Source organism: Ruegeria sp. HKCCD6604 (genome assembly GCF_013110635.1).
Lineage (GTDB): Bacteria > Pseudomonadota > Alphaproteobacteria > Rhodobacterales > Rhodobacteraceae > Ruegeria.
Window position 1 is genome coordinate 101,972 of the sequence record NZ_WVQW01000002.1, and the last position, 23,887, is coordinate 125,858.

Annotated in this window: 22 protein-coding genes, 1 pseudogene and 1 riboswitch; of the genes and pseudogenes, 8 read left to right on the forward strand and 15 right to left on the reverse strand. The window is 54.2% G+C overall.

Features of this window, described 5'->3' with window-relative positions; all coding sequences use genetic code 11:
* Positions 1–154: 154 nt before the first annotated feature.
* Positions 155–646, reverse strand: a complete 492-nt coding sequence (locus GS614_RS08530; protein ID WP_171726019.1) for an ATP-binding protein — start codon at positions 644–646, stop codon at positions 155–157.
* Between the two features lie 16 nt (positions 647–662).
* Entirely contained in the window at positions 663–1,562 is a 900-nt protein-coding gene (locus GS614_RS08535) for a LysR family transcriptional regulator (RefSeq protein WP_171726020.1), read from the reverse strand.
* Between the two features lie 96 nt (positions 1,563–1,658).
* On the opposite strand from GS614_RS08535, the gene GS614_RS08540 reads away from it, so the two are divergent.
* From GS614_RS08540 to GS614_RS08565, 6 genes are all read left to right on the forward strand, one after another.
* Entirely contained in the window at positions 1,659–2,306 is a 648-nt protein-coding gene (locus tag GS614_RS08540; protein ID WP_171726021.1) for a class I SAM-dependent methyltransferase, read from the forward strand.
* Between the two features lie 445 nt (positions 2,307–2,751).
* Positions 2,752–4,299: an arylsulfatase gene (locus GS614_RS08545; protein ID WP_171640275.1), complete on the forward strand. Its 1,548-nt coding sequence runs from the start codon at positions 2,752–2,754 to the stop codon at positions 4,297–4,299.
* Positions 4,300–4,723: 424 nt separating this feature from the next.
* A complete protein-coding gene (locus GS614_RS08550) occupies positions 4,724–4,993 on the forward strand; it encodes a potassium channel family protein (RefSeq protein WP_371809391.1) in 270 nt (89 codons plus the stop codon).
* Positions 4,994–5,169: 176 nt separating this feature from the next.
* Positions 5,170–6,249: an AI-2E family transporter gene (locus GS614_RS08555; protein ID WP_171726022.1), complete on the forward strand. Its 1,080-nt coding sequence runs from the start codon at positions 5,170–5,172 to the stop codon at positions 6,247–6,249.
* Positions 6,246–7,310, forward strand: a complete 1,065-nt coding sequence (locus tag GS614_RS08560) for an HlyD family secretion protein (protein ID WP_171116978.1) — start codon at positions 6,246–6,248, stop codon at positions 7,308–7,310. Before GS614_RS08555 ends, GS614_RS08560 begins: the two co-directional genes overlap by 4 nt.
* Positions 7,300–8,307, forward strand: a complete 1,008-nt coding sequence (locus GS614_RS08565; protein ID WP_171726023.1) for a DUF2955 domain-containing protein — start codon at positions 7,300–7,302, stop codon at positions 8,305–8,307. The genes GS614_RS08560 and GS614_RS08565 overlap by 11 nt, the downstream gene beginning before the upstream one ends.
* A gap of 267 nt (positions 8,308–8,574) precedes the next feature.
* Here the strand turns inward: GS614_RS08565 and GS614_RS08570 are convergent, their stop codons facing one another.
* The 10 genes from GS614_RS08570 to GS614_RS08615 all read right to left on the reverse strand — a co-directional run bounded on the left by GS614_RS08570 (position 8,575) and on the right by GS614_RS08615 (position 18,839).
* Positions 8,575–9,324, reverse strand: coding sequence for a peptidase (locus GS614_RS08570; protein ID WP_171726024.1), 750 nt, complete (start codon positions 9,322–9,324; stop codon positions 8,575–8,577).
* An 11-nt stretch (positions 9,325–9,335) separates the two neighbouring features.
* Positions 9,336–10,133 (reverse strand): transglutaminase family protein, encoded by a 798-nt coding sequence (locus tag GS614_RS08575; RefSeq protein ID WP_171726025.1) that lies wholly within the window; start codon positions 10,131–10,133, stop codon positions 9,336–9,338.
* A gap of 3 nt (positions 10,134–10,136) precedes the next feature.
* Positions 10,137–11,078 (reverse strand): alpha-E domain-containing protein, encoded by a 942-nt coding sequence (locus GS614_RS08580; RefSeq protein WP_171726026.1) that lies wholly within the window; start codon positions 11,076–11,078, stop codon positions 10,137–10,139.
* A gap of 2 nt (positions 11,079–11,080) precedes the next feature.
* Positions 11,081–12,499 carry a circularly permuted type 2 ATP-grasp protein gene (locus GS614_RS08585; RefSeq protein ID WP_171363485.1) on the reverse strand — a complete coding sequence of 473 codons (1,419 nt, stop codon included), beginning with the start codon at positions 12,497–12,499 and terminating at the stop codon, positions 11,081–11,083.
* A gap of 280 nt (positions 12,500–12,779) precedes the next feature.
* Positions 12,780–13,466 carry a D-lyxose/D-mannose family sugar isomerase gene (locus tag GS614_RS08590; protein ID WP_171363484.1) on the reverse strand — a complete coding sequence of 229 codons (687 nt, stop codon included), beginning with the start codon at positions 13,464–13,466 and terminating at the stop codon, positions 12,780–12,782.
* Complete coding sequence (locus GS614_RS08595; protein WP_171617158.1) at positions 13,463–14,740, reverse strand: amylo-alpha-1,6-glucosidase; 1,278 nt, start codon at positions 14,738–14,740, stop codon at positions 13,463–13,465. The genes GS614_RS08590 and GS614_RS08595 overlap by 4 nt, the downstream gene beginning before the upstream one ends.
* 12 nt (positions 14,741–14,752) lie before the next feature.
* Entirely contained in the window at positions 14,753–15,793 is a 1,041-nt protein-coding gene (locus tag GS614_RS08600; RefSeq protein WP_171116994.1) for an ABC transporter ATP-binding protein, read from the reverse strand.
* A 23-nt stretch (positions 15,794–15,816) separates the two neighbouring features.
* On the reverse strand, positions 15,817–16,653 hold the full coding sequence (locus GS614_RS08605) for a carbohydrate ABC transporter permease (RefSeq protein WP_171206652.1): 837 nt from the start codon (positions 16,651–16,653) through the stop codon (positions 15,817–15,819).
* Positions 16,650–17,495, reverse strand: a complete 846-nt coding sequence (locus GS614_RS08610) for a carbohydrate ABC transporter permease (RefSeq protein ID WP_171330528.1) — start codon at positions 17,493–17,495, stop codon at positions 16,650–16,652. Before GS614_RS08610 ends, GS614_RS08605 begins: the two co-directional genes overlap by 4 nt.
* 75 nt (positions 17,496–17,570) lie before the next feature.
* A complete protein-coding gene (locus GS614_RS08615) occupies positions 17,571–18,839 on the reverse strand; it encodes an ABC transporter substrate-binding protein (protein ID WP_171640261.1) in 1,269 nt (422 codons plus the stop codon).
* 213 nt (positions 18,840–19,052) lie between these two features.
* On the opposite strand from GS614_RS08615, the gene GS614_RS08620 reads away from it, so the two are divergent.
* Entirely contained in the window at positions 19,053–20,063 is a 1,011-nt protein-coding gene (locus tag GS614_RS08620; protein ID WP_171330527.1) for a LacI family DNA-binding transcriptional regulator, read from the forward strand.
* Positions 20,064–20,100: 37 nt separating this feature from the next.
* Here the strand turns inward: GS614_RS08620 and GS614_RS22120 are convergent.
* The 3 genes and pseudogenes from GS614_RS22120 to GS614_RS08630 all read right to left on the reverse strand — a co-directional run.
* Positions 20,101–20,219, reverse strand: a pseudogene (locus tag GS614_RS22120) (integrase); the annotation flags it as partial.
* Between the two features lie 530 nt (positions 20,220–20,749).
* On the reverse strand, positions 20,750–21,832 hold the full coding sequence (locus GS614_RS08625; protein ID WP_171330525.1) for a hybrid-cluster NAD(P)-dependent oxidoreductase: 1,083 nt from the start codon (positions 21,830–21,832) through the stop codon (positions 20,750–20,752).
* 5 nt (positions 21,833–21,837) lie between these two features.
* A complete protein-coding gene (locus GS614_RS08630; RefSeq protein WP_171330752.1) occupies positions 21,838–23,091 on the reverse strand; it encodes an SRPBCC family protein in 1,254 nt (417 codons plus the stop codon).
* Between the two features lie 81 nt (positions 23,092–23,172).
* A riboswitch (cobalamin riboswitch) is annotated at positions 23,173–23,377 on the reverse strand.
* A 54-nt stretch (positions 23,378–23,431) separates the two neighbouring features.
* Here GS614_RS08630 and GS614_RS08635 point away from each other — a divergent pair.
* Positions 23,432–23,641 carry a hypothetical protein gene (locus GS614_RS08635; RefSeq protein ID WP_171330523.1) on the forward strand — a complete coding sequence of 70 codons (210 nt, stop codon included), beginning with the start codon at positions 23,432–23,434 and terminating at the stop codon, positions 23,639–23,641.
* The last annotated feature ends 246 nt before the right edge of the window (positions 23,642–23,887 follow it).

Sequence of the window (23,887 nt, forward strand, 5' to 3'; positions counted from 1 at the left end):
TAAGAAGGACGCACCGGGATACATCTTTTGTTGTCACGCAATCTCCGTACCTGAGGCCCAGTGAAAGCTGACTGTAAACATTTGGCCAATCGTCGACTCAGAGCAGGCGGCCGAAAAACATTTAGCTCCGCCGCGACATTTCGAAAGTCTGGTGTTACTGACGGTGAGTTATGATGCTAAAACCCTCTTCGGGTGATGGTGGCACAAAATGCCGCGCAATACGCCGATATTGATCTTCCGTCGCTGCAAATGCATGCGCGCCTTCTCTGTTGCGCTTGTGCAGCCGGTGCAGACAAACCTCATCTGACACATCCAAAAAGTGAAGGTGGTGCTTCGCAGCAGTGTCTTCCAGCAGGTCGCGCATCCAGGCCCTGTTTTCAATTGTGTTCGCTGGAAAATCGAGAACGGCCGAAACGCCAGCCTTCAGCAGAGCAGCCACGTGAGGACCCATGACCAGTCGCAGTTTCAAAGCGCAGTCTACATAATCCTGCAGGGACTTCATTTGATCCCCAAACAGCGCGCTAAGCCATTCATCTTCTGAAATGAGCATGGCCCCGTCACTTTTCGCAAGTCTCGCTGCCAGAGTTGATTTTCCAGAAGCAATTTTGCCGCATAACAAGTGGAGCGTTGGAATAGCCTGTGACATAGAGCGAACTCCCGGATTACCTGATGGTCCCTGCGCTAAGTTGGTCTGCCAATTGATCAAACACCAACCTGATCCTTCGTGCGGTATGTAGCTCGGAGTGCGTCGCCAGCCAAATCGGGAACTTAAACGGCTCATGGTCGGGGAGCACGCGCTCGACGCCGGGTGTTAGGGCAGCCACGTCATCCGACATTACACTTATGCCAAACCCTTGGCGCACCAACTCCCAGGATACAATCCCGCTTTGTGAGCCGACCCGGAAGCTTTTTCGGGTGACCTTAATGCCCGCCGGATCAAGAAAACCGATCATCGTGTCAATGTCACCAAATCCGACAAAGTCCAACTTAGCGAGTTCGCCTTCATTTTTTGGCCGTCCAACCTGATCAAGGTACGAAGGTGCCGCGTAGAAATGTGCCGTGGCCTCGGCGACAAGCTTTGCCGTCAGATCCGGCTGCGTCGGACGTACATGTCGGATGGCGATATCAGCCTCACGTCGCTGTATGTCTCGTATGTCATTTGCAGCAACGATGTCTATCTCCAGTCGCGGTGCTGCAAGTCGGATCTTTTTCAGTATTGGCGGCAGCTGATAGGCAGACATCACATCGGACGCAGTTATCCTGACTTGCCCTTCAACAGCTTGCGATTGGCTTGTCGCAGTAAGTGAAATCCTGTTTGCCACATCCGCCATTTCTCTGACGTGCAACAAAAGCTCGGCGCCAGCAGTCGTCAAATTAAGCGACTTGCCGACTCTTTCGAACAGGGTGATGCCAAGCGCCATTTCCAGCGCGGCAACTTGCCGGCCCACAGTGGGTTGAGTTTGCTCAAGAACGCGCGCCGCTGCGGAAAACGAGCCTTCTTCGACGGTCGCAAGAAAGGACCGCACCTGATTCCAGTCGAAATTGATGGCTTTCCAGTTCATGCATTTATGCATAACACTTCTGCGAATTGGGGCAATTCCATAAATTAATGTTTGGTATTACAGGATACGGCGACAACCTTGTTAGAGAGTATTGAAATGGCTGCTTTGTCTAAGGATGCCGCGTTCTGGAGCAAAATCTCGCGAAAATATGCGGCAGACCCAATCCGCAACATGGAAGGGTACCTGAAAACACTGGAACGTACCAAGTCGTACCTGAAAGCGGAGGACAGCGTACTCGAAATCGGGTGCGGGACGGGTTCAACTGCGCTGCTGCTTGCACCGAATGTCGCCCATGTCACTGCCACGGATCTCGCTCCGGGCATGATCGAGATTGCCGATGAGAAGCTTGATAAAGAAGGGCTGGAGAATGTCACTTTCAAGGTGGCCGACGTTCTTGAGCACAGTCTTGACGAAGGCTCTTACGATGCCGTCTTGGCGCATAACTTGCTTCATCTTCTGCCCGATTTGGACCAAGCGCTCGAGCACATTGCTGCGCTGACAAAACCGGGTGGGCTTTTCATATCCAAAACCGTTTGCGCGCCTGAGAGCGGTGGTTTCAAGTTTGCGATGATCAGTCGGATCGCAATCCCAATCATGCAGGCTCTTGGGAAAGCCCCATTTGTGAATTTCGTGTCTGGATCGGTACTTGAGAGGAAAATTGCGTCCGCAGGCTTCGAAGTTTTTTATACTTCTGATCAAGCCTCGATGCTCCAGAGTCGTTATATCGTCGCGCAAAAATCATGAAGCTCCAGTTCGTACAGCTTCGTCCTTTGAAATGATCTTTGCATCACAGTGTTCTATATAAACCATTCTCAAGTGATCGGATGTTACAAAGGTCTGTTTCCAATTTAATTAAGCGACTGCGAGTGGCAGCATTGTCCGCATAGCGATCGTTCGCGATATTCAGGCGAATGTCAGCATCGATTCTCAAGCAGAAAAAAAAGTGGTCCAACAAACGCTTTGGCGTGGTTCCGAAATGCGGCGAATTCAGTCTTGACCAATTACGTGTTTGAAGCGCTGGAAAAAGGTATCGGCCAGTTCGTTTAGTAAAGCCATTTAAGTCGACAGGGTTTTAAAATTCACTTGCGCGTTTCCGCCTGAAATCCTGGAAACCACAAGGGCCCCAACAAAAAACTTCGAATTTGTGGTAGGTTATTCGGAGTTAACAAGAAATTTTGGGAGGACGAATATGAAAAACAGAACAAAATCCACCATAGTGGCGGCACTATTTGCCGCAACCGCTACGGCCGTTTACGCACAAGATGAACCTCCTATGAACTTCCTGATTATTTGGGGAGATGACATTGGGTTTTGGAATATTAGTGCCTACAACCATGGCATGATGGGTTATCAGACACCCAACATCGACCGTATAGCCAAAGAAGGCGCGCTATTTACTGACTGGTACGGAGAGCAGTCCTGTACTGCAGGACGAGCGGCTTTCATAACTGGACAATCTCCCATTCGTACGGGTTTGACGAAGGTCGGCCTTCCTGGCGCACCTGAGGGTATGCCCGTGGAAGACCCCACCATCGCTGGACTACTCAAAAACCACGGGTATATGACAGGCCAGTTTGGCAAAAACCATTTGGGTGACCGTGACGAGCACCTCCCCACCAATCACGGTTTCGATGAATTTTTCGGGAACCTCTACCACCTCAACGCAGAAGAAGAGCCTGAAAATCCAGATTATCCCAAGGATGAAACCTTTAGGGAGAATTTCGGCCCGCGCGGGGTGATCAAGTCAACCGCAGATGGCTCGATCGAGGACACCGGGCCGCTTACAAAAAAACGCATGGAAACCGTTGACGAAGAAGTCACGGCAAGCGCGTTGGATTTCATGGATAGAGCTGTTGAACAGGACAAGCCTTTCTTCCTTTGGTGGAATTCCACTCGCATGCACATTTTTACGCATCTTAAGGAAGACTCCGACGGAGTGACGGGACTTGGTGTTTATCCTGACGGCATGGTCGAGCATGATGGGCACGTCGGTGTACTACTTGATAAACTTGAGGAGCTTGGGATCGCCGAAAACACTGTCGTAATGTATTCAACAGACAACGGAGCCGAGACCTTCACGTGGCCGGACGGTGGTACTACACCTTTCCGCGGCGAGAAAAACACGCAATGGGAAGGTGGCTATCGTGTCCCGACGGTCATCAAGTGGCCGGGCGTCATCGAGCCGGGATCGAAGATCAATGGCGTAGCTTCACATGCGGACATGTTGCCAACCATTATGGCTTCTGTCGGCGAGCCAGACATCAAAGAAAGGCTACTTGATGGTGGCGTTGAAGCGATCGGTCGCCAATACAAGGCACATCTGGACGGCTACAATCTACTTCCGTCGCTCTCAGGTGAAACTGATGATTGGCCACGCAGTGAATTCATTTATTGGACTGACGATGGCAGCGTAGCCGCCTTGCGCTATGAACAGTACAAGGTGACATTCCTAAAACAGAACGCACATGGACTTGATGTTTGGCTCTCACCTTTCGAGGTGTTGCGCGCACCGATGCTTTCAAACTTACGGAGTGATCCGTTCGAGAGAGCCGAGGAAGAGAACGCTATGGGTTACCAGCGCTGGTTCCTTGAACATATGTTCGCGATAGCTCCTGCTGCCGCCTACGTTGGGCAGTGGTTGCAAAGCTTCGAGGAGTTTCCGCCAAGGCAGAAACCCGGCAGCTTCAACCTCGACAACGTTATGGAGGAACTCACCAGCCGTGCCGGCAACCAATAGCTCTGACGGAAGCCAGTGAGCTTGAATTCAAAGACAACACTCTGTCGAATTTCAACGCGCGAATCATCCCCTTGGACTGAAAATTGGCGCAGTCCATTGGCGCAGTCCAAGGGAGAGAATGAACGGCGGCTTTGTCCGCGAAGCAGTCGTTCACGCCGAGTGCACCGAATGACTCTGCCGAGCCCATTGCCGACTTTGCCGGGTGATTGAAAACAGAATTGACTTGAGTAATCCCAAAGCGATTGAGCGAGAAATTGGTTAACATTCCTGCCCGACACCCACGGTGGGAGCGCAACAGGGTTTTGGAAAAATGCAAGAAAATTCAAAAAATTCTATGTATGTATAAATCCCTTGGTATTCTTACGTTATGAATTCACTAACGAGAATTACGCGAGGTATAGGCGTCGCCTTTAAAGACGGCAGGGTGAAGGGCCTTCTAGCATTCACAGCTGGCATGATCCTGTGGGCGTCGGTGTTTTACCGTTATGTCGAAGGTTGGAGCTGGCTTGACTCTATCTATTTTTCTGTTGTGACAATTTCGACCGTTGGGTTCGGTGACTTTTCTCCTGAAACAGCGGCAGGGAAAATATTTACAATTTTCTACATCATCGTTGGGCTCGGTATCTTCGTGACTGCAGCGACTACGGTGGCAGATACAATCCTGTCCCAGGACGACAAGCAAGAGGACAACTAGTTTTGCCCCGCCGAGCCACTGCGATTTCATACCCAGGCAATACGTCGACCGAACAGCCCCTCTGAAATCCAGATTTGCGATATACTTCAAATGGTTGCAGGTTTTTTGGTATTTTAAATATACATATTAATTTTTTTGAGTGTAAAGTTTGAACAAACAAATCTTGGAGGGATGGTATGGAAAAGACTCAGGACGCGAAGATTGTCGATCTCGCGATTAGATTGCTGTTTCTCGGGCTATTCCTTTACAGCGCTTTGGTAATGGTGGCCCCGCTGGCAAGCGTGGTCATCTGGGCGACGATCCTGTGCGTCGCACTCTATCCGGTTTTCGATTGGCTGCAGTCCAGGTTGGGCGGAAGAAAGAAGCTTGCGACGACGATACTGGTATTGTTGGGCCTCGTTCTGACCTTGGGGCCGGTAGCGACAGCGGTATCCGGAGCAGCCGAACTTGGGTCTGGATTTGCAGAACAAGCTGACAACGGCGAGCTAAAAGTCCCACCGGCACCCGATGGCTTAAAGGAGCTGCCGCTGGTCGGAAACAAAATTGCTGAAGTCTGGGGCTTGTTTGAACGAAACCTTGACGGCGCGCTTGCCAAATACGGCGCGCAGATTCTTGAGATCACCAAATCACTGTTCGGAAAGGTGCTAAGCATCGGGCTTGGGCTCTTGGCGTTGGCCCTGTCCGTCTTGATCATGGGGGCTTTGTTCAGCCCTGGTCCAAGTCTGGTGCAAGGCCTGCAGCGCTTTGCCAACCGTGTCTTTGCGCCCCGTGGCGGTGAGTTCGTTACACTTGCCGGCGCTACGATCCGCAATGTGACAAAAGGTGTGATTGGCGTGGCTGCGATTCAGGCGGTCGTGGTTTGGATATTGTTGGCGCTGTTCGGAATTGGCTCGGCCGCCACGTTGGCGTTTGTCTGTTTGATCCTCTCGATTATCCAGATCGGGCCCGGCTTGGTTCTTTTGCCAGTGATTATTTACGCTTGGAGCACCATGTCCGGCGGTGCCGCGTTGATCTTCACAATACTGGCTATTCCCGTTGCGATAATGGACAGTTTCCTAAGGCCTGTATTCATCTCAAAAGGCCTCGAAACACCAATGTTGGTCATACTCATTGGTGTTCTTGGCGGCATGATGGCCTATGGCTTGATCGGCATTTTTATGGGACCTGTTCTGTTTGCCGTGTTTTATGAGCTGTTCAAGGTCTGGATCGACGCCCCTGCAGAAGCTGAAAGCGCGGCTGAAGGAGCCACGAAATGAGAAAGACGATTTGGACCACTTTGGCCGTCATTCTTGTTTTTCTTATCTGGTATCTTGTCGCTGACCGAAAAACGCCGTTTACCGGGAATGCCAGAGTAAAGGCCATTGCGACCCAGATCGTTCCACAGGTCACCGGTACAGTGACCGAAGTTCTTGTCGAAAACGGACAGATCGTCTCGGCAGGTGATATTCTGGTTCGGATCGACCCCAGGCCCTACGAAATTCAACGCAACAAGGCGGAAGCTGATCTAGAAGCGGCCACGCAGGAGGTGGGTGCATCCTCGGCAGAGGTAAGAGCCGCGCAAGCCAAACTGGCGCGGGCCCAGAGCGATCTGGACACAATACGCATTCAAACAGAGCGTGTTTTTGCGCTGGAAAGAAAGGGATTGATCGCCGTCTCAAAAGCCGACGATGCCCGAGGTCAACTGGCAGAGTCCGAAGCAAATTATGAGAACGCCAAAGCGGATCTTGAAAAAGCAAAGCAGAGGCTGGGTGACGACGGGATCGAAAATCCAAAAATTCAGCGCGCGTTAGCTGCCTTGGCGGATGCAGAGCTAAACCTGGAATGGACTGAACTGCGTGCTCCGGCGACGGGTGTCATATCCAATCTGTTGATCGCACCTGGTACGTATGCACGGTCCGGTCAGGACCTTTTGACGTTCCTGGATGCAACCGACATATGGATAGAGGCGTATTTTACGGAAAACAACCTAGGCCGGGCAGGGGTGGGTTCTCCTGTTGATGTCGTGTTGGATATGCACCCCGGTCAAATTATCCCAGGTGTCATTGAGAGCTTCAGCGCGGCTGTATCCTTGAGCGGTGGCGATGAACCTGGCCAGTTGGCCAGCCCGCCAAGTACCAAGGGGTTTCTGCGCGAACCAGAACGGTTTCCCGTTCGGATCGTGCTGCCGGGATATGAGGCCGGAAACGCCAAAGACGAACTGCGCTTCCAACTCAACGGGCAGGCCGACGTGATCATGTATTTGAGCGACAATTCCCTGCTGAATGTGGTCGGCCGGACCTATATCCGTTTGGTCTCAATACTATCCTATGCCTATTGAGGATCGAAAATCCGTTATCCGGCTTGCGCTGGGTGTGACCGGCGTTTTCGCCTTGGGTTTGTTTCTTGGGTGGCCTTTGGCGGTTGTGGGGTCAGTTTTCACCGCGCTGTTCCTACAAGCGCCCACCGCGCTGCCGTTGGCGGCATTCGCAAAGCTGTTTGTTTTCTCTATAGGATTGATGTTCATCTCATTCCTGTTGTCGTCCGTTTTCGCACCCTATCCCGCGGTATTCCTTATTCTGGTTGCCATCGGGATCATCCTGTCCTTCATGTGGTCAGTTTCAGGGGCCGGTGTTCTACCCGGTGTCATAGCACTCATGGGGGCGTTGATGATCCCGAACCTTGTATTGCAATCGCAGGATCTGGCGCTTGTGCTAGTATTTTGGATACCGATTAACCTGCTATTTGCAGGTTTCGTATCTACGCTGATGTTTGTGATGATCCCAGCGGAACCTCAAACAGTCGCCCAAAAGAAAGCCGACGCGCCACCAGATTTTGACCGGTACCGGCGGATCGTCAGAATGTCGCTTGTGACGCTTCCATTTGCCATGGTGTTTTTTGTGTCCGGGGCATCTGCTTTGTTGGTTCTGTTCTTTGTCGCTCTTTTGAGCCAGCAACTGGCCGCCATGCCGTCGACGGGAAAAGCCGTCGCCAAAGCTATGCTTACGGCAAACCTGCTTGGGGCAGCGGTGTCGATCATTTGTTACGAGGTAAACGTGATCGCACCGGTTATTCTGACGCCCATTTTGTTATGTCTGTTCTTCTGCTTCACCCTAGGAGCGCTTGGGAAATCGCAGGTCGCACTCGCAACAGCAGCCGGTTCGGCGTTGACAACGGTTCTGATCGTTTACGGTGGGTCGGTTGCGCCGTTTTCGGATGAGGCTGACGTCAAAAGTATCACGCGTGTTTTGCAAGTTGCAGGGGCCGCTTTCTTCGTGATTGTCGCTTATGTCATAGTGGACGAGTTCTGGCCGGAGAGGGAAATGCAAGTTTCATGAGTTGCCTGAAGTAAAGCTTTCAGGCGTCCACTCCAGCATCAAGAAGAATGTGCTTCGAAATCAGTGTTACTATCCAAGCGCGCGTCGACAAATCGGGTTAATCCGTTGCAGATTCAACACTGTTCTTCCGAATTTGGCAAACACGGCGCGCTTTTATTGCGGGCAGAAACACGGTTGCGATCGTATAAACCATCGTCTGCCTAGCCCGCCAAGTAGACACTCAAGCAAAGCTCAGCGAAAGTCGGCAGTGCGGATTAAAGCGGACGCTCAATCGCTTGGCTTTCGCTCTGGTTTGTATTCTGGAAGCTTGGACAAGGCCGATTTCAACGCGTCGCCCCACACCTCGGAAATGGTGCGAAAGTACTGATCGTCGGGTTCGAATCTGGACCGTGTGCCGCCTTCAAGACTGTCTTCATCGTAAAGAAGAAGGTCAAGCGGAGCTCCGACAGATAGATTGGCCTTGATCGTGGAGTCGAAGCTGACAAGCAGGAGTTTCACAGTTTCCGCAAAGCTCATCTCCGGATCATAGGCGCGCACCAGAATTGGACGACCGTATTTCGTCTCTCCAATCTGAAAGAACGGAGTGTCAGCGCCAGCCTCGATAAAGTTGCCTTCGGGGTAGATCAGAAACAGGCGAGACGGGCCGCCTTTGATCTGGCCACCTAAAATGAGTGTCGCATGAAAGGCGCTGTCGGCTTGCTGACCGGATTGGGAATGCTCCTGTATGACGTCGTTCAACGTAGCCGCGACCAGTTGCGCGACTTGGAACATTGTCAGTGCTTCCAGTATGGACGGCGAGCGATCTTCTGGCGCTTTGGTCCGCTCTTCCAGAAGGCTTATGGTGGCCTGAGTAGTCGCAAGGTTTCCGGCCGTTAGGATAGTGATCGACCGATCGCCATCAACTGTCCAATTGAACATCTTGTTGAAGGTCGAAACATTATCGACGCCTGCATTCGTGCGCGTGTCAGACATGAACACCAACCCGCGATTCAGCCGCATACCCACAGCATAGGTCATCAAATTCTCCGTTATTGCTGTGCGACCTGCAACTGCACTGTCAATTGCTCACCCGCTGCCCCAATTCTGTTCCCTATTACTGGGGCAGCTTGGGAATAGTCCAGACCGGTCGCGACGCGTACGTATCGATCGTCAGGTGAAATCCCGTTTGAAACGTCGAACCCGACCCACCCAAGCCCGTCCAAGTACACTTCGGCCCAGGCATGGGTCGCGTCCTGTAGTTCCGTTTCGTTCATCATCAGGTAACCCGATACATAGCGTGCCGGAACTCCGATCTGTCGTGCGCAGGCAATGAAAATATGCGCGTGGTCCTGACACACGCCGCACCCGGATTCGAGTGCGTCTTCTGCGCTCCAGCCCGGGTGCGAACTTCCAATCTCGTACGCGACCTCCGTGCGAATGCTTTCGGAAAGGGCATGCATCTTTTCCAGCGGTTCGCCTTTGGGCAACGCGCCTATCACTTCGGCAACCCCTTTCCCCGGCGTTGTCTGAGGGGTGCTCCTTTTGAATAGCCACAATGGAGTCGACCCTTCGTGACGCCCGAGGACGCCATGTGTGTCTTCCACTTCTACAACGCCTTCTGAAATCAACGAGATGCTTTGGGTGTTTACGTCGAAACTGATCAATTCCACGGTGTTGCGGTGGTAGTCTTCAAAAGTCAGTTCTTTGCGCCCGCCAGTGATTTGGGTGCTCCAACTTACAATGTTCTGATTGCGGAATGACTTTGGTGTCTTTCTCAGCTGTTGCAGCCCGAAGGGAACGGGTGCATCGAAATCGTATCGTGTCTCGTGTCGAATGTGCAGTTTCATTGGCTACTCGTAGAACCTGTAATCAACCTCGATCTGTCGACTTAAGCTGCCGAGATCTGTCAGAAAATCCTGAATGTACTCATGCAGACCGATTTCGAAGATATCAGAGATTTTTTGATCCAGGTATTTCTCGTAGAGGCCATTCGAGGCCTCGCAGGAAGGCCCGGCAAAGCCATAGTCTTTCCTTAGGTAAGAAAGGTTTTCTTGAATTTTTCTGCAGCAAAAGTGAAGGCTGCGCGGCATTCGCTGATCCAAGATCAAAAACTGTGCGATATCAGACGGTTGGGTTTTCTCACCGTGGGTCATTCGATATCCTCCGCCAGCGCCGACGGAACGGAGAATGCTTTCCCATTGGATGTTGTCCAGTGATGAGCCAACTGAGAAAGCTGTGGGCAGAAGAACGTAGTATTTCACATCCAGAATGCGCCCGGTATTGTCGGCTCGTTCGACGAAGGTACCAATGCGGGTGAAGTCGAAAATGTCATTGCGTAGCATCGTGCCCAATGTAGCGCCACGAACCAGGGCCGCCTGTTGGCGAATAAGCTCCAGCGTCGCAGGCAGGTCCCGCTCATTCACGCGGCGCTTCATGACATCATCAATCTGCATCCAGGTAGAGTTTACTGCGCTCCAAACATCGTGTGTCAGTGCGGTTCGGACAAGGCGCGCATTGTCTCTTGCCTGCTTGATGACTGACTTGATCGAGGATGGATTATCCGCATCACGCAGCATCCAATCCACCGCGTTGTCTTTCGAAACATCATCGTATTTGGCGTGGTACCCATCCAGAACGCCGGCCGTTTTCAGAACTGAACCCCATTCTTCGGTCGAATTCTTGGTGCGGGTCAACGCCATCCGCTGACCTGTTTCAAGCAGCCTGGCCGTGTTTTCCGCTCGTTCCAGGTAGCGGGACATCCAGAACAACCCACCAGCAGTTTTTCCCAGCATGGTCAGTCCTCCAGAACCCAGGTGTCTTTGGTTCCACCGCCCTGGCTCGAGTTGACGACCAATGACCCCTTTTTAAGTGCCACGCGGGTCAGGCCGCCGGGAGTGATCTTGATCCCCTCAGGCGACACTAATACGAAAGGCCGCAGATCGACATGTCTGGGGGCCAGCCCCGACCGCGCGAAGATCGGAACGGTTGAAAGCGACAGTGTCGGTTGAGCAATATAGTTCGCCGGCCGCGCTTTGAGCTTGTCGCGGAAAGCTGAAATCTCTTTCTTGCTGGCGGTCGGGCCGATCAACATCCCGTAGCCGCCAGACCCGTGCACTTCTTTCACAACAAGCTCGGACAGATTGTCCAGTACGTAGGACAGAGATTCGGGATCGCTGCAACGCCACGTGGGAACATTTTGAAGCAGGGGCTTCTCACCCGTGTAGAATTCAACGATTTCAGGCATGTATGAATAGATCGCCTTGTCATCGGCTATGCCTGTTCCCGGGGCGTTCGCAATCGTGATACCGCCAGCGCGATAAACGTCCAGAATACCCGGCACGCCTAATGCGCTGTCGGGGTTGAAATTCAACGGGTCCAGAAAGTCGTCATCCACTCTGCGATAGAGAACGTCGATGGGTTTATAACCTTTGGTGGTGCGCATGCAGACACGCCCGTTTACAACCCGCAAGTCGTGACCTTCGACCAATTCCACGGCCATCTGATCTGCCAAGAAGGCGTGCTCGTAGTAGGCTGAATTGTAGATGCCAGGCGTCAACACGGCGACAGTGGGTTCTCCCTCGGCGCAAGCTGGCGCGCATGCAGCCAGGGACCGTCTTAAACTACGCGGGTAATCGGAAACATTCCGGACATTTGTGGCGCTAAACAGTTCCGGGAACATTTTGAGCATGGTTTCCCGGTTCTCGAGCATATAGCTCACACCGGACGGCGTACGCGCATTGTCTTCCAGCACAAAAAACTCGTCCGGCCCGGTTCGCACCAAATCAACGCCGACTATGTGCGTATAGACCTTACCAGGTGGCGTGATGCCCAACATCTGCGGCAGGAACGCTTCGTTTGCGGCGATCATCTCAGCCGGCACACGGCCAGCGCGAACAATTTCCTGACGGTGGTATATGTCATGAAGAAACGCGTTGATTGCCCGAACTCGCTGTTCGATACCTCGTTCCAGCCGCTGCCACTCTCGTGCCGAAATGACACGCGGCACGATATCAAACGGTATCAGTCGTTCTTCTGCCTCTGCTTTGCCGTAAACATTAAAGGTGATGCCCGTCAGCCTAAAAACTTCTTCGGCTTCACGCTGTTTCGCCCTCAGCCGTGATACGTCTTCAGCATTGAACCAGCGGCCGATCTCTTCATATGGACCTCTGAGTGATCCATCGCCGTTGAACATTTCATCAAAATACTCACTCATGTGTTAAGTTTCACGCTCAAATCAGAATTTTCAAGTCGTTCAGGCTCGATTTGATACTGTCGTCGTAAGTAACGTCTAATTTTCAGGCGAATTGAATATCGTGGTGATCCTAAAACCGTGGCGTTGTTCGCGTTTCCAGCTGTTGAAGCACAACGCAGCGAACGGGCAAATGAAGCCTATAGATATTGCCAATTTTCTGTGAAGGATGACCGCCCAAACTCGGATAGAGAGCGTTAAGTTCGCGCCAAGACGCCACGAACTCCTCCAATGGCTTCATCAATCAGCCTAGCCATTTTGAGTAGTCGCTGACCAGAAGATGTGTCGGCGCGACGTCCTCCTGAACCTCGGCAAATCGGCCAATTGGGTCGCGAAAAACATTGTCGGTCTCGTCGTCATTGACGGTCGAGACCTCGCCGATCAGCACATCGCCACCTTCGCCCCAAAACGCGTGCCAATCACCAGGGCGAAGGGTGACGCTTTCACCGGGGGCCAGGCGCAGTTTCTCGCCCGGGCCGTAATCGCGGCGGATACCATCCAGCCAGACTACGCCGCCGCGATCCTCTGCAAAACCTCCGGCATCATCCGAGCCGAAAAGCTCGACCACTAGGGTCGCGCCACCACGGTTGATGATATCTTCTGCCTTCAGAACATGCGTGTGCATCGGCGAAAGCTGATCCTGCCGTGAAATCAACAGCTTCTCAGCGTAACACATGCCACCGCCTTTCGCTAAGTCGTTCTGCAGACCGTTGCGCAGGGTGAAAAGAAACAGGCCCATCCGATCAAAATCACCGTCGCCGTAATCAGTGATATCCCAACCGCAACGCGCGTCAATCACGTGACGGGCATCGCTTTCACGAGCCTTAAATTCTTCTGGCGTCCAATAGGCAAACGGCGGCAATGTGAAACCGTGAGAGCGTATTAACTCATCTGCTTGAGCCATAATCTCGTTGATGCGCGAACGTTTCATGCGGGCACTTTTTGAATCTTGAGAATTTCAATCACCATTGCAGCTGTCCAAGTGAAATCTCCACCCCCACACGGTTCACCGCTGATGGGATCATAGTATTCCGCAAAGCCGCTTTTCTCAATGAGGCGCAAGCTGCCAGCAAGGATACGTTGTGCCATTGCTTCCTGTCCTGATTGGATAAGCCCTTCGGCAATCATATAGTTCACGACCAGCCATGTCGGTCCACGCCAATAGCGTTTACTGTCAAAGGCGTCATCCGCCGGGTCGTGGCTTGGCACCAGATAATCGCATCGCTCGGACAGCAAGGCGATCCTTCGCACCAGGGCTTGGGCGCGCTCGGGAGGCACCTGAGCAATTGCCGCAAGTAACCCGCCGACCGTTGGCGTGTCTTGCAGAATCCCGGCGGCGCGGTTGTAACACGTGTATTGTCCAAGATTTGCATTCCATAAGCTTTCCAACGCTTCACGGCCCTTGGTGGCCATTTCGCGCGCTTCAGAGGCCATGGCAGGAATACCCAAAATCTCCGCTAATTCCGCAACATCGTCACAAGACCGAATAAGGATGGCATTGAACCCCGGGTCAACCAATCGGAAAGGCGAGGCGTCATGTAGTTTTGTGTTGTCCCATCGCAATCCGCGGAAGTGTTCCACCAACCAGATATACCTTTGGTACTGATCATCTGTCGGGCGATGATCGGGATTGGCATGTGTTGTATCGCGTCGCGTGAACGGTGCTATGCCCTCAGTCGGTACAGCATCCAGCCCTTCGTCCCAGTCCACCGAGTTGTCTCGCCCGGATTCCCACGGGTGAATGATTGCCACCAGCCCGGTGTTTTCTGGATCGCGGTTGCGGTAGAACCACTGATGCCATGCGTGGACCTTGGGCAGAAGTTCAGCAAGCCGCGTCCGGGTGGCGGCTTTGTCTTCGGCCCGATTATAGAGTTTGCGCAGGGCAAGTCCCGCAACCGCCGGCTGGGTGATACCGGTCGTCGGTACAGATTGGCCGGTTTGCCAGACGTCAGGACCGGGGAAATAGCCGTCATCGGGTTCGTGAAAAACGATATGGGGCACCATACCGTCTTCCCACTGATGGGCCATTAGGGTCTCGACCTCGACCCAAGCCCTGTCCATGTCAAAATGCGAAAAGCCTAGCGCAGACAATGCGCTATCCCAGTTCCACTGAAAGGGATAGAGACCGTGGGTAGGCACGGTATAACTGCCACGGTCGTTGCCTTCCATTACTTTGCAGGCCTGATCGATCAGCGCTTGGCTCATCGTGGTTCTCCTTTACGCAACGGCCAGAGTTGTTTTGGGGTCAAACCAGCGTCCGCGACCCTCTTGCGGCGCCAAGGTGAGTACGTCACCTGGTTTCACGTCGAGCTCACTATCCAGCACAGCGCGGAATTGGTGTCCGTCCACATCGCAAGTCACCAGCAAATGCGCGCCCAGAGGCTCCACAACTTTGGCCCGCGCTCCGAAACCCTGATCTGCAATGCGCAGATCTTCCGGTCGAATCGCCCATTTCAGCTCTTTGCCGTTTGCCGGCCCGTCAAGGTTTTGCCCTGCCACATTCCAGCGCCCGGAACCCGCTGCTTCGGCAGGAAGGAAGTTCATTGGCGGATTGCCGATAAAGCTGGCCACAAACTCGGCCGCGGGATCCCGGTACACCTCGATAGGCGAGGCGGCCTGAACTATTTTGCCCTGATGCATGACGCTGATCCGGTCAGCCATGGACATAGCTTCGACCTGATCGTGGGTCACGTAGATTGCTGTGGTTTTACTTTCAGCCAGAACACCCTTCAGCTCGGCCCGCATCTCCATCCGCAACAATGCGTCAAGGTTAGACAGCGGCTCGTCCATCAGGATCACATCCGGTTCCATCGCCAATGCACGGGCAACGGCGACCCGTTGGCGCTGACCACCCGATAGCTCGCCCGAATAGCGTTTCAGAAGCTGCTCGATATGCATCAATCCAGCGGTGCGTTCGACCCGACGTTTGACTTCCGCATCGGGCAGTTTCTGCATCCGCAGACCAAAGCCGATATTTTCGAACACCGTCAGATGCGGGAACACCGCGTAATTCTGGAACACCATCGAGATACCGCGATCCTTTGGCGACAGGTGATCCACCCGGCGACCACCGATCCAGACCTCGCCGGTGGTCGCTGTCTCGAGCCCGGCAATGATACGCAAAAGCGTGGACTTGCCGCAGCCCGAAGCACCTAAAAGCACCATGAATTCCTGATCCGAGATGGTCAGGTTGATGTCGTGCAGAGCCTGGTAGGACCCAAAGTTCTTGGCGATGTTTTTGATCTGTATTTCAGCCATAACAGTTTCCTTTCAGCCACCGCTCAGCGGTTGGCAATACCCCACATGGCAAAGAGATATTTGCGCACGGCGAAGATGAAAATCAGTGCAGGCACCACGAGAATGAACCCGCCTGCAAATTTCAGATGCAGCGGTGCTTCGCCCAGGGTCTGCAACAGGAACGCGGGAAGCGTCCGGTTTTCGATGGTCAGAACGGCGGCTGCGAAAACCTCGTTCCACGAGATCACGAAGGCAAAGATAGCCGAGGCCGTGATCCCCGGGAGGACCAACGGCAGGATCACCTTGGTAAAGGCGGTCAGCCGCGTGCAGCCCAATGTCCAGGCCGCTTCTTCCAGCTCAAGCGGAATGCCTGAGAATAGCGAAAAGGTTATGAGCACCGCAAAGGGGATTGCCAGTGTGGTGTGGACAAGGGCCAGACCGAAGGCTGTGTCATCCAGACCCGTGCGGATAAAGAGAACCGCCAGAGGCAACGCCAGCAGTGGCAGTGGGAAAGCCCGTGTCAGCAGGATCAAAAGGCGGAACAGTTCCTTCCCCCGGAAGTCGAACCGTGACAGGGCGTACCCAGCCGGGGCTCCGATCGCGATGGACATCACCATCGTCATCAATGCAACCACAACTGAATTCCACAGTGCCGTCAGCATTCCCTGGAACCCCGCAAAGAATTCCAAGGATCCCATGTCAAATTCCGGGAGGAAGCTCTTGGGGAAGCTGTTCACAGTATCCGGTGAGGACATCGTGTTCACAAACAATAGGTAGAGCGGGACGATCACCCAGGCGCACAGCAGGATAACCCCGGCCCGGTAAAGCCCCTTCCCCGCCTTACGTGCGTCGGGGGCAACTACGTCTGCAACAGCCGTCATATCGTGGCTCCTTTCGGGACGCGCAAGGCGCGCATAATGATCAGAGTGAAGACGATCGAGATAATCAGAACGATGATCGCGAGTGCTGCTGCTGCACCGCCATTTTGCAGATCAAACTGATAGGCGTAGATCTCGCCCATAAGCACCGGGAAAATCGTGCCCCCAAGGGCTGCGACCACAGCAAAAACCTCAAAGGCAAGGATGACGCGCAGGACCAGGGCCGTTTGCAGGGACGGGCGCAAAAGGGGCAGGGTGATCCGCGTGAATTGCTTCCAGCGCGAGGCTCCGAACACGTCTGCGGCCTCGTAGTATTCCTTGGGTATCAAGCCGATGCCTGCGACAAGGATCACAAGCATAATCGCGGTTGCGCGCCAAATCTCGGCCAGCATAATCGCAAGGAATACAATCCAGGGGGTCTGATAGCTCAGCAAACTCACAGGTTGGTCAGTGACACCCAATCCCACCATCATCGAATTCAGGAAGCCTGACTGCTCGAAGATAGCCAACCAGATGATACCAGCTGCAAGGTCCGAAATGCCCAGCGGAATGGTCCAAATGTACAGAACCAGATCGCGTCCCTTTTGCATCTTCGTGACCATTGTGGCCATCAGAAGCGAAAGGGCCAACTGGATCGGCACCACAGCCGCTGCCAGAAGAAAAGTGTTCTTCATTGAAATCGGGAACTTCCAGTAGTTCACAACCTCGCGAAAATTATCCAGTGAGAAACCGCTCTCGGTTCCAAAAGCCTGCTGCGCCACCAACGCAAACGGGTAAAGAAAGAACAGGCAGAGAAACAGAGTCACCGGGAGGATCAGAAGGTATGGCAATAGCCGCGCTTCCATCGGACCGCTCCTTCAAGTTGGGAAAATGCTGGGGAGCCGGGCCGCTATTTCAGCGGCCCGACCGTTGGAAAGGTCTTACTCAACCGGGCAAGCGCCTTCCGAAGGCGCATCAGGTGCCCAGCAGGGCGCGCCGGTTTCAGTCATGATTTTTTCAAGCTGTTTCTTCTGATCATCCAGTACCTGCTCGATGGGCTGGCCAGCCAGAACAATGCGTTCAAATGTATCTACGTAGACACGATTGAAATCACCGCCCATGCTGCCCAGACCTGCGGGCAACAATCCAGGATTGGCATCTGCCGAACCGCTCATCTTGGCAACGGCTTCACCGGCAGCTTTTACCGAAGGCGGCAAATCGTCTGGCAACTCGACGTCAACTACAGGGAAGAAGTTAGTGGCTCTCAGAGTTGCGATCTGCGTCTCTGGCTGCATCAGATAAGTTACCAGAGCTTTGGCACCTTCTGCATCTGGCGCGGTGCGCGGGATGGCAACACCTGCCAGAACAGGCATGAAGCCACGGCCGGTCGGACCTGCGGGTGCCGGGAAGGCGACGAAATCATCGGGGCGTTCATTGAATGCCTGCGCCAGGCGCGAGGTGTGATCGAAGACGATCCACGCATCTCCGTTCAATAGCTGTTCCTGCATAAACGAGAAGTTGGTTGATGCAGGGTTTGTATGGCTCCAAAGCTCTTTGAACTTCTCCCATGCGGTCACAGCCTCGGGCGAAGCAAACGTTCGCACGACACCGTTAGTGTAGGACGGGTAAAGATAGCCTTGGAAGAAACGGTGTTTCAGCCCTTTGGGCCCAGCCGGAAAACCGAATTTCTTCTGACCAGTCGCTTGTTCGACATTGGCTGTCCATGCGATCAACTGGTCATAGGTCAGCGCGTTAATGTCTGCACCTTCTGGCAAGTATTGCAGCGCTTCCTTGTTGGCGGCCATGATATAGCTCGCTTGCATCCACGGCATGTATTGCAGGCTGTCCGTTCCCAGCTTAGCCAGATCGTTGAAAGTGTCCGACGCCGACATCACACCCAGATCGCTGAGATCCATCAGATCATCGGGGTTCATTGCCGAGAAGTTGCCGTGCAAAGAGCCCAGCAGATCAATACTACCCGAGCCCGCCTGCAACTCGGCTTGGAGCCGGGTCAACCAAGGGCCATCTTCGTTTGGCTGGTAATCAACTTCGCCATCAAATCCACCAAGCACCTCGGCCCGCATGGCTTGCGCCTCTTCAGCAGGACGGGCTTGGGTCGACCAGAACAGAGTTTCGGCTTGTACGGCAGCTGCGCCAACAAGAATAGCCAAACCTGATACGGCACCCGCAAGTTTCGATTGAATGGACATGTTTTCCTCCGTTTGTCTGAGGCTGGCCAAAATCTGGCAACCTCCCTCCCTCGCCGACAATCTTGGATCAGTCTATGGCGAACGTTGGCACTATGATATATCGTTTTATCATGAGTCAAGTCGGATAGCCCGTTTATGCTTCCATATTTTACTTGAAGTATTCGATTTCGACTGCAAAATAGACAAAACGTTATATCTGCAAAAAAATCATCCATGGCGAAGAAACCCACCCTTTCCAGCGTTGCCAAAGAAGCTGGCGTGTCAGTACCAACTGTTAGTCAGGTCTTGCGCGACACAGGTCGAATTTCAGAAAAAACGCGTCAAAAAGTTTTGAGCGCGGCTAAGCGGCTTCGATACGTCCCAAATCACGCTGCGGCCACAATGCGATCGGGCGACAATCGCGAAATCGGCTTTATCCTTAACAAGTTGGCAAACCCGTTCAACGCGGAGGTCGTTAGCGGCGCTGTTAACCTGCTGGAGGCCGAGGGCTTTATGGTTTCGGTCCTCGATGCTCAAGGAGACCTTCAGCGCCAGGACCGCCTTCTGGAAGCCTGCATCAGATTTGGTCGACGTGGTCTGATATGGGTTCCGGCACTCAACACCAGCGGGGACGCGATGGGGCTTCTGGATGCTCACGGTGTTCCTGCTGTCACATTCATGCGAAAGGTGTCTCAGTCTCTGGATCACGTTGGTGTTCTAAACAAAGAGGCCCTCGTGCAGGCCACGCAACACTTGATTGATTTGGGGCACAGGCACATCGCCTACTTAGGCGGAACCGAACAGACGTCTGTGCGCGAAGAGCGCATCGCTGGTTATCTGAGTGCCTTGGGAAAATTGGGCGGCGTGCATCCGGTTATCTGGCCATGCGAAGAAACCAAACGCTCTGGTGTTGAAGCAATCACCGCACTTCGTCAGCAACACCCTGAGGTAACAGGCGTTGTTTGCAATGGCGATGTTGTTGCACTTGGGGCATGCTTTGGCTTGATCCAATCCAATTTGAAACCCGGGCGTGACTTTTCAGTAGTAGGTTTCGACGACATCGAAGATGCCGCCGTCTCGACGCCTGGCCTCACAACAATGGCGATCAACCCAAAAAAATTGGGTACGCGATTGGCCGAGATCCTTCTGGACCGCATGCGAACACCTGAAATGCCAGTTCGTCATTTCGAGTATTCTGCAACCCTGACAATTCGAGGAACATCAGGGGCAGCCTCTGACCAATAAAATGAACGTCTTGGTTGCTGTTGCGCGTCCATTCCGGGTAACGCACTGTACTGTCCGTCTTGCTATGGGCAAGCAACAGTTGGACAGCGCGCAAAGTACCCGTTTCTGATAGATCAACTTAGTCAACGCCGCTTTGGTGCGTCTGAGTGAATGGGTTCTCTGGCATGATGACACTCATCCAATCGCTTACACCTACTCTCGGACAAGCTTAGCGTATTGGCTCCGGGCCCAAGCTTCGACACCGCGCCGACGAACACATTATCCACTGCCATGATTGATCAACCGGTCTGCGGACGATGAAGTCGTCAGTTTGAGCTGATTGCCGCAAGGGGTCGTCTGCGAGGCGCGTGTCTGTGATCATGTTTTCGTTGTTTTTCCAGATGTGCGGTCATTTGACTGACCGCCAGAACCTCTTCAAACCCTTGTAAGGGTGCTCAGGAACGGCCGCGGGGAACAACCACGGGCATTGTGGGGCTCTCTCTTCTCGCGTTTTCGATAACAGCATAATGGCCGGCGAAGACAAAGGCAGATGCTCGCGCCGCGTCTGTGAGATGGCGGGAAAGCCCCGAAAGCGCCGGACATCCGGCCACCCGATCTGGCCCGGATTCTGCAACGGGTAGAAAAACCGCGCCGAAAACCGCAGCGGGTGTCAGCCACGCTGCGGCTTTGATCGTGATGCGAAGCGCCTAAACCTCGACTTTGACCTTGCCGATCGGGTTCGAGCAGCAGGCCAGAATGTACCCCGCGTCGATGTCGTCTTCCGAGATCCCTCCGTTGTGGACCATGTGGACCTCTCCGGCAGTTTTCTTGACCTTGCAGGTACCGCACACGCCGAAGGTACAGCCTGACGGAATGTTCAGGCCAACCGAGCGGGCGGCGGCAAGCACCGTGTCGGTCTCGGCAACCTTGGCCGTCACGCCCGAGGTCGCGAACAGGATCTCGGCGCTGCTGTCGTCGTCCAGAACAACGTCATCCAACTCGGGCTGATCCGCCTCGGTTTCCACCGGCGCGCCGAAGCTTTCCTGATGGTAGTTGTTCATATCAAAACCAAGACCGGCCAGCGCGTCGCGTACTGCTTGCATGAAGGGCTCAGGACCGCAGCAATAGACTTCGCGCTCAAGGTAATCCGGCGCCATCAGGCCCAGCATCAATTGGTTGAACTGACCCTGATATCCCGTCCATGGGCGGTAGCGGTCCGGCTCTTCCACCACGAATTTCAGGTCCAAACCATCCGTGCGGCTGGCCATCTGTTCCAAGCGCTGGCGGAAGATGATCTCGGATGGCCTTTTGGCGCAGTTGATGAAGACAACGTCCAGATCGCGGCCTTCGTCCCACATGCAGGTGGTCATCGACATCATCGGGGTGATGCCCGAGCCAGCCGAGATAAACAGGAACTTGCGCGCATCGCTCAACGCGTTGGTGAACAGGCCCGCGGGCCCAATGGCCTTGATCCGCATGCCGGGTTGAAGATTGTCCAGCATCCAGCGCGTGCCGATACTGTCGGGTTGCGCTTTGGCGGTGATGGTGATCGACCGCGGCCGCGACGGCGACGATGAGATCGTGTAGGTGCGATGCACAACGCCTCCGGGCTGGCCGGGCGCCGGAATCTCGAGCGTCAGGAACTGACCGGGGTGATAGGCGAACTGCGCCCCCGAGGGGGCCCGGAACGAAAAGCTGGCAGTGTTCGGCATCTCGGGCACGACCGAGACACATTCCAGCATCTCTCCATCTTGCCAGACGGCTGATGAAAGCGTGTTCAGGTCTTTCATCAGACTTACTCCGCCGCAATGGAGTCAGGGGCCAGGCGGGCCGACACTGTGTTGCAATACCAATCCACGAATTGCAGCACGCCGGATTCCTGAATGGCTGAATATGGGCCGGGCACATAGGCCGGGCTGTTGATGCCCTGCTGGTTGTCCTCGACCACCTGTCGATCTTCGTCATTCGTGGCGACCCAGACTTCGGTCAGGCGTTTCACGTCATAGTCAACGCCTTCAACCGCATCCTTGTTGACCAGCCATTTGGTCGTGACCTCGGTCTCTGTCGGGCCGATCGGCGTGACGCGGAAAACAATCGAGTGATCGGCAAGAAAGTGGTTCCACGTGGTCGGATAGTGGAACTTCAAAAGCGATCCCGCATCCGCAAAGGGCGACCGGCCCAACCAACGGCGCACGGCGGATTTCCCGTCCATCGTATAGCTCTCGGCCCCTTCTTTCAGTGGCATCCGCGCCAGTCTATATTGGCCGTCCTCGTGCAGATGGAACTGCGATGGCATACCCGCAGCCTGGCACCTGTCGAAATGGGCTTGCATGTAGGCTGGGGTTTCACCGCCTTCGATCCCCGTCACGCCCGGATCATCAGGGAAGGTCCGGCACAGCGCAGGGTGGTTGCCGCCGCAGTGATAGCACTCGCGATTGTTTTCCCAGACCAGCTTCCAGTTGCCGTTCTCGATGATCGTGCTTTCGAAGGCGATCTTGGCATTCGCAAGATCATGCGGCTCAAGATACGGGCGCGCGATATTGGCGAACGTGTCAAAATCCGGGGCGACATCCGCCAGACAGATATACACCAGCCCGGCAAGCTCGCGGCAATGAACCGTCTTCAAACCATGCTGTCTGGGATCAAACTCCGGCCCCATGTCGCGGGCCCACAGCAATGAGCCGTCAAGCTCGTAGGTCCATTGATGATACGGGCAAACCAGCTTCGGCGCGTTGCCTTTTGCCGCCTTGCATATGATCGAGCCGCGATGGCGGCAGGTGTTGTGAAACGCCCGGATCTGGTTGTCGGCGCCACGCACGATGATCATGCGATAGGCACCCACGTTGTATGTTACATAGTCGCCGGCTTTCACCAGTTCACAGGCCGGAATGGCAAAGAGCCACTCACGATAGTGGATGGCTTCCAGGTCGGTCTGAAAGATCTCGGGGTCGGTATAAAAGGCCCGTTCCAGAGCATAGCCCGGGATTCGACGCGCCAACAGGTTTTGGACATTGTTCACTTCTGGCTCTCCTGCCGCGCCCCGCGGCATTGCTTGGGCAGATGACAGGGAGGAACCGTCCGGAGGCGCGCGAGGACCACGTCCGAAACCCGTGCCCCCACCGCCACCCGCGGTTTGACATATCTGCAAGGCTGGTTTCCGGACTTGAAAGGGGCTTGCACCCGGTTGCGACACCTTCCCGGGATCCTCGTCCCAGTGGTTGATTGTCGAACCTGACCTTCCTTACCGTTGCGGGGGCAGTGCCGGAATTCCACCGGCTTCCCAATTCTCCGCTGTCTGAGAATCAAACAGCGGCACCTCACGATGGCAGCCTACTTTTTACCCGCTTGGGCGCTGAAATGCTTGCGACATTTCCGGTTTCAAAACAGACATGGAAATTTTCCGGCAGCGTGGACGGCGCCGGGATCACGGTCCTTGGCACAGGGGCGTGGCAGGCCCGCCAGCACGGCGTTCTGCAGGGGCCAATGGCCTTGCGATGGATGCGGCCACGTCTGACATCGGCGCCGTCAAATTGTCCCCCAACCGCGACGGCGAAGGCCCGGCTGCTCTGATCAGAAACGAAACGCTGCGCGTCGCCTGAGCATGGCTGGAAAAGAGAGTGTCGGGCCAAATGAAGGAGGTTTGCAGCAAGCCCTTTTGGGTGAAGTTGTTCCGTTCGGGATAGTGCTGGCTTGCCATGGGGCAGGTGAAGAAGGTGAATATCCGTCATGCGAGAGTTGCCAGTCCATCCTGTCAACGGCCGGTAGAAAACCTCATTTTGTCCATAAAAAATTGTCTTTTTCGGGAAAAACCATTACGTTTTCCGAAAATGGTGGAAAACACCGGA

Excerpts from the sequence above, each read along its gene's own strand:
- GS614_RS08575 (WP_171726025.1), bottom strand. The coding sequence starts at position 10,133 with ATGAAACTGCACATTCGACACGAGACACGATACGATTTCGATGCACCC.
- GS614_RS08635 (WP_171330523.1), top strand. The coding sequence starts at position 23,432 with ATGGAAATTTTCCGGCAGCGTGGACGGCGCCGGGATCACGGTCCTTGG.
- GS614_RS08540 (WP_171726021.1), top strand. The coding sequence starts at position 1,659 with ATGGCTGCTTTGTCTAAGGATGCCGCGTTCTGGAGCAAAATCTCGCGA.
- GS614_RS08595 (WP_171617158.1), bottom strand. The coding sequence starts at position 14,740 with ATGAGCCAAGCGCTGATCGATCAGGCCTGCAAAGTAATGGAAGGCAAC.
- GS614_RS08625 (WP_171330525.1), bottom strand. The coding sequence starts at position 21,832 with ATGAAAGACCTGAACACGCTTTCATCAGCCGTCTGGCAAGATGGAGAG.
- GS614_RS08615 (WP_171640261.1), bottom strand. The coding sequence starts at position 18,839 with ATGTCCATTCAATCGAAACTTGCGGGTGCCGTATCAGGTTTGGCTATT.
- GS614_RS08570 (WP_171726024.1), bottom strand. The coding sequence starts at position 9,324 with ATGACCTATGCTGTGGGTATGCGGCTGAATCGCGGGTTGGTGTTCATG.
- GS614_RS08605 (WP_171206652.1), bottom strand. The coding sequence starts at position 16,653 with ATGACGGCTGTTGCAGACGTAGTTGCCCCCGACGCACGTAAGGCGGGG.
- GS614_RS08600 (WP_171116994.1), bottom strand. The coding sequence starts at position 15,793 with ATGGCTGAAATACAGATCAAAAACATCGCCAAGAACTTTGGGTCCTAC.
- GS614_RS08530 (WP_171726019.1), bottom strand. The coding sequence starts at position 646 with ATGTCACAGGCTATTCCAACGCTCCACTTGTTATGCGGCAAAATTGCT.
- GS614_RS08565 (WP_171726023.1), top strand. The coding sequence starts at position 7,300 with ATGCCTATTGAGGATCGAAAATCCGTTATCCGGCTTGCGCTGGGTGTG.
- GS614_RS08560 (WP_171116978.1), top strand. The coding sequence starts at position 6,246 with ATGAGAAAGACGATTTGGACCACTTTGGCCGTCATTCTTGTTTTTCTT.
- GS614_RS08585 (WP_171363485.1), bottom strand. The coding sequence starts at position 12,499 with ATGAGTGAGTATTTTGATGAAATGTTCAACGGCGATGGATCACTCAGA.
- GS614_RS08535 (WP_171726020.1), bottom strand. The coding sequence starts at position 1,562 with ATGAACTGGAAAGCCATCAATTTCGACTGGAATCAGGTGCGGTCCTTT.
- GS614_RS08580 (WP_171726026.1), bottom strand. The coding sequence starts at position 11,078 with ATGCTGGGAAAAACTGCTGGTGGGTTGTTCTGGATGTCCCGCTACCTG.
- GS614_RS08630 (WP_171330752.1), bottom strand. The coding sequence starts at position 23,091 with ATGCCGCGGGGCGCGGCAGGAGAGCCAGAAGTGAACAATGTCCAAAAC.
- GS614_RS08610 (WP_171330528.1), bottom strand. The coding sequence starts at position 17,495 with ATGGAAGCGCGGCTATTGCCATACCTTCTGATCCTCCCGGTGACTCTG.
- GS614_RS08545 (WP_171640275.1), top strand. The coding sequence starts at position 2,752 with ATGAAAAACAGAACAAAATCCACCATAGTGGCGGCACTATTTGCCGCA.
- GS614_RS08555 (WP_171726022.1), top strand. The coding sequence starts at position 5,170 with ATGGAAAAGACTCAGGACGCGAAGATTGTCGATCTCGCGATTAGATTG.
- GS614_RS08620 (WP_171330527.1), top strand. The coding sequence starts at position 19,053 with ATGGCGAAGAAACCCACCCTTTCCAGCGTTGCCAAAGAAGCTGGCGTG.
- GS614_RS08590 (WP_171363484.1), bottom strand. The coding sequence starts at position 13,466 with ATGAAACGTTCGCGCATCAACGAGATTATGGCTCAAGCAGATGAGTTA.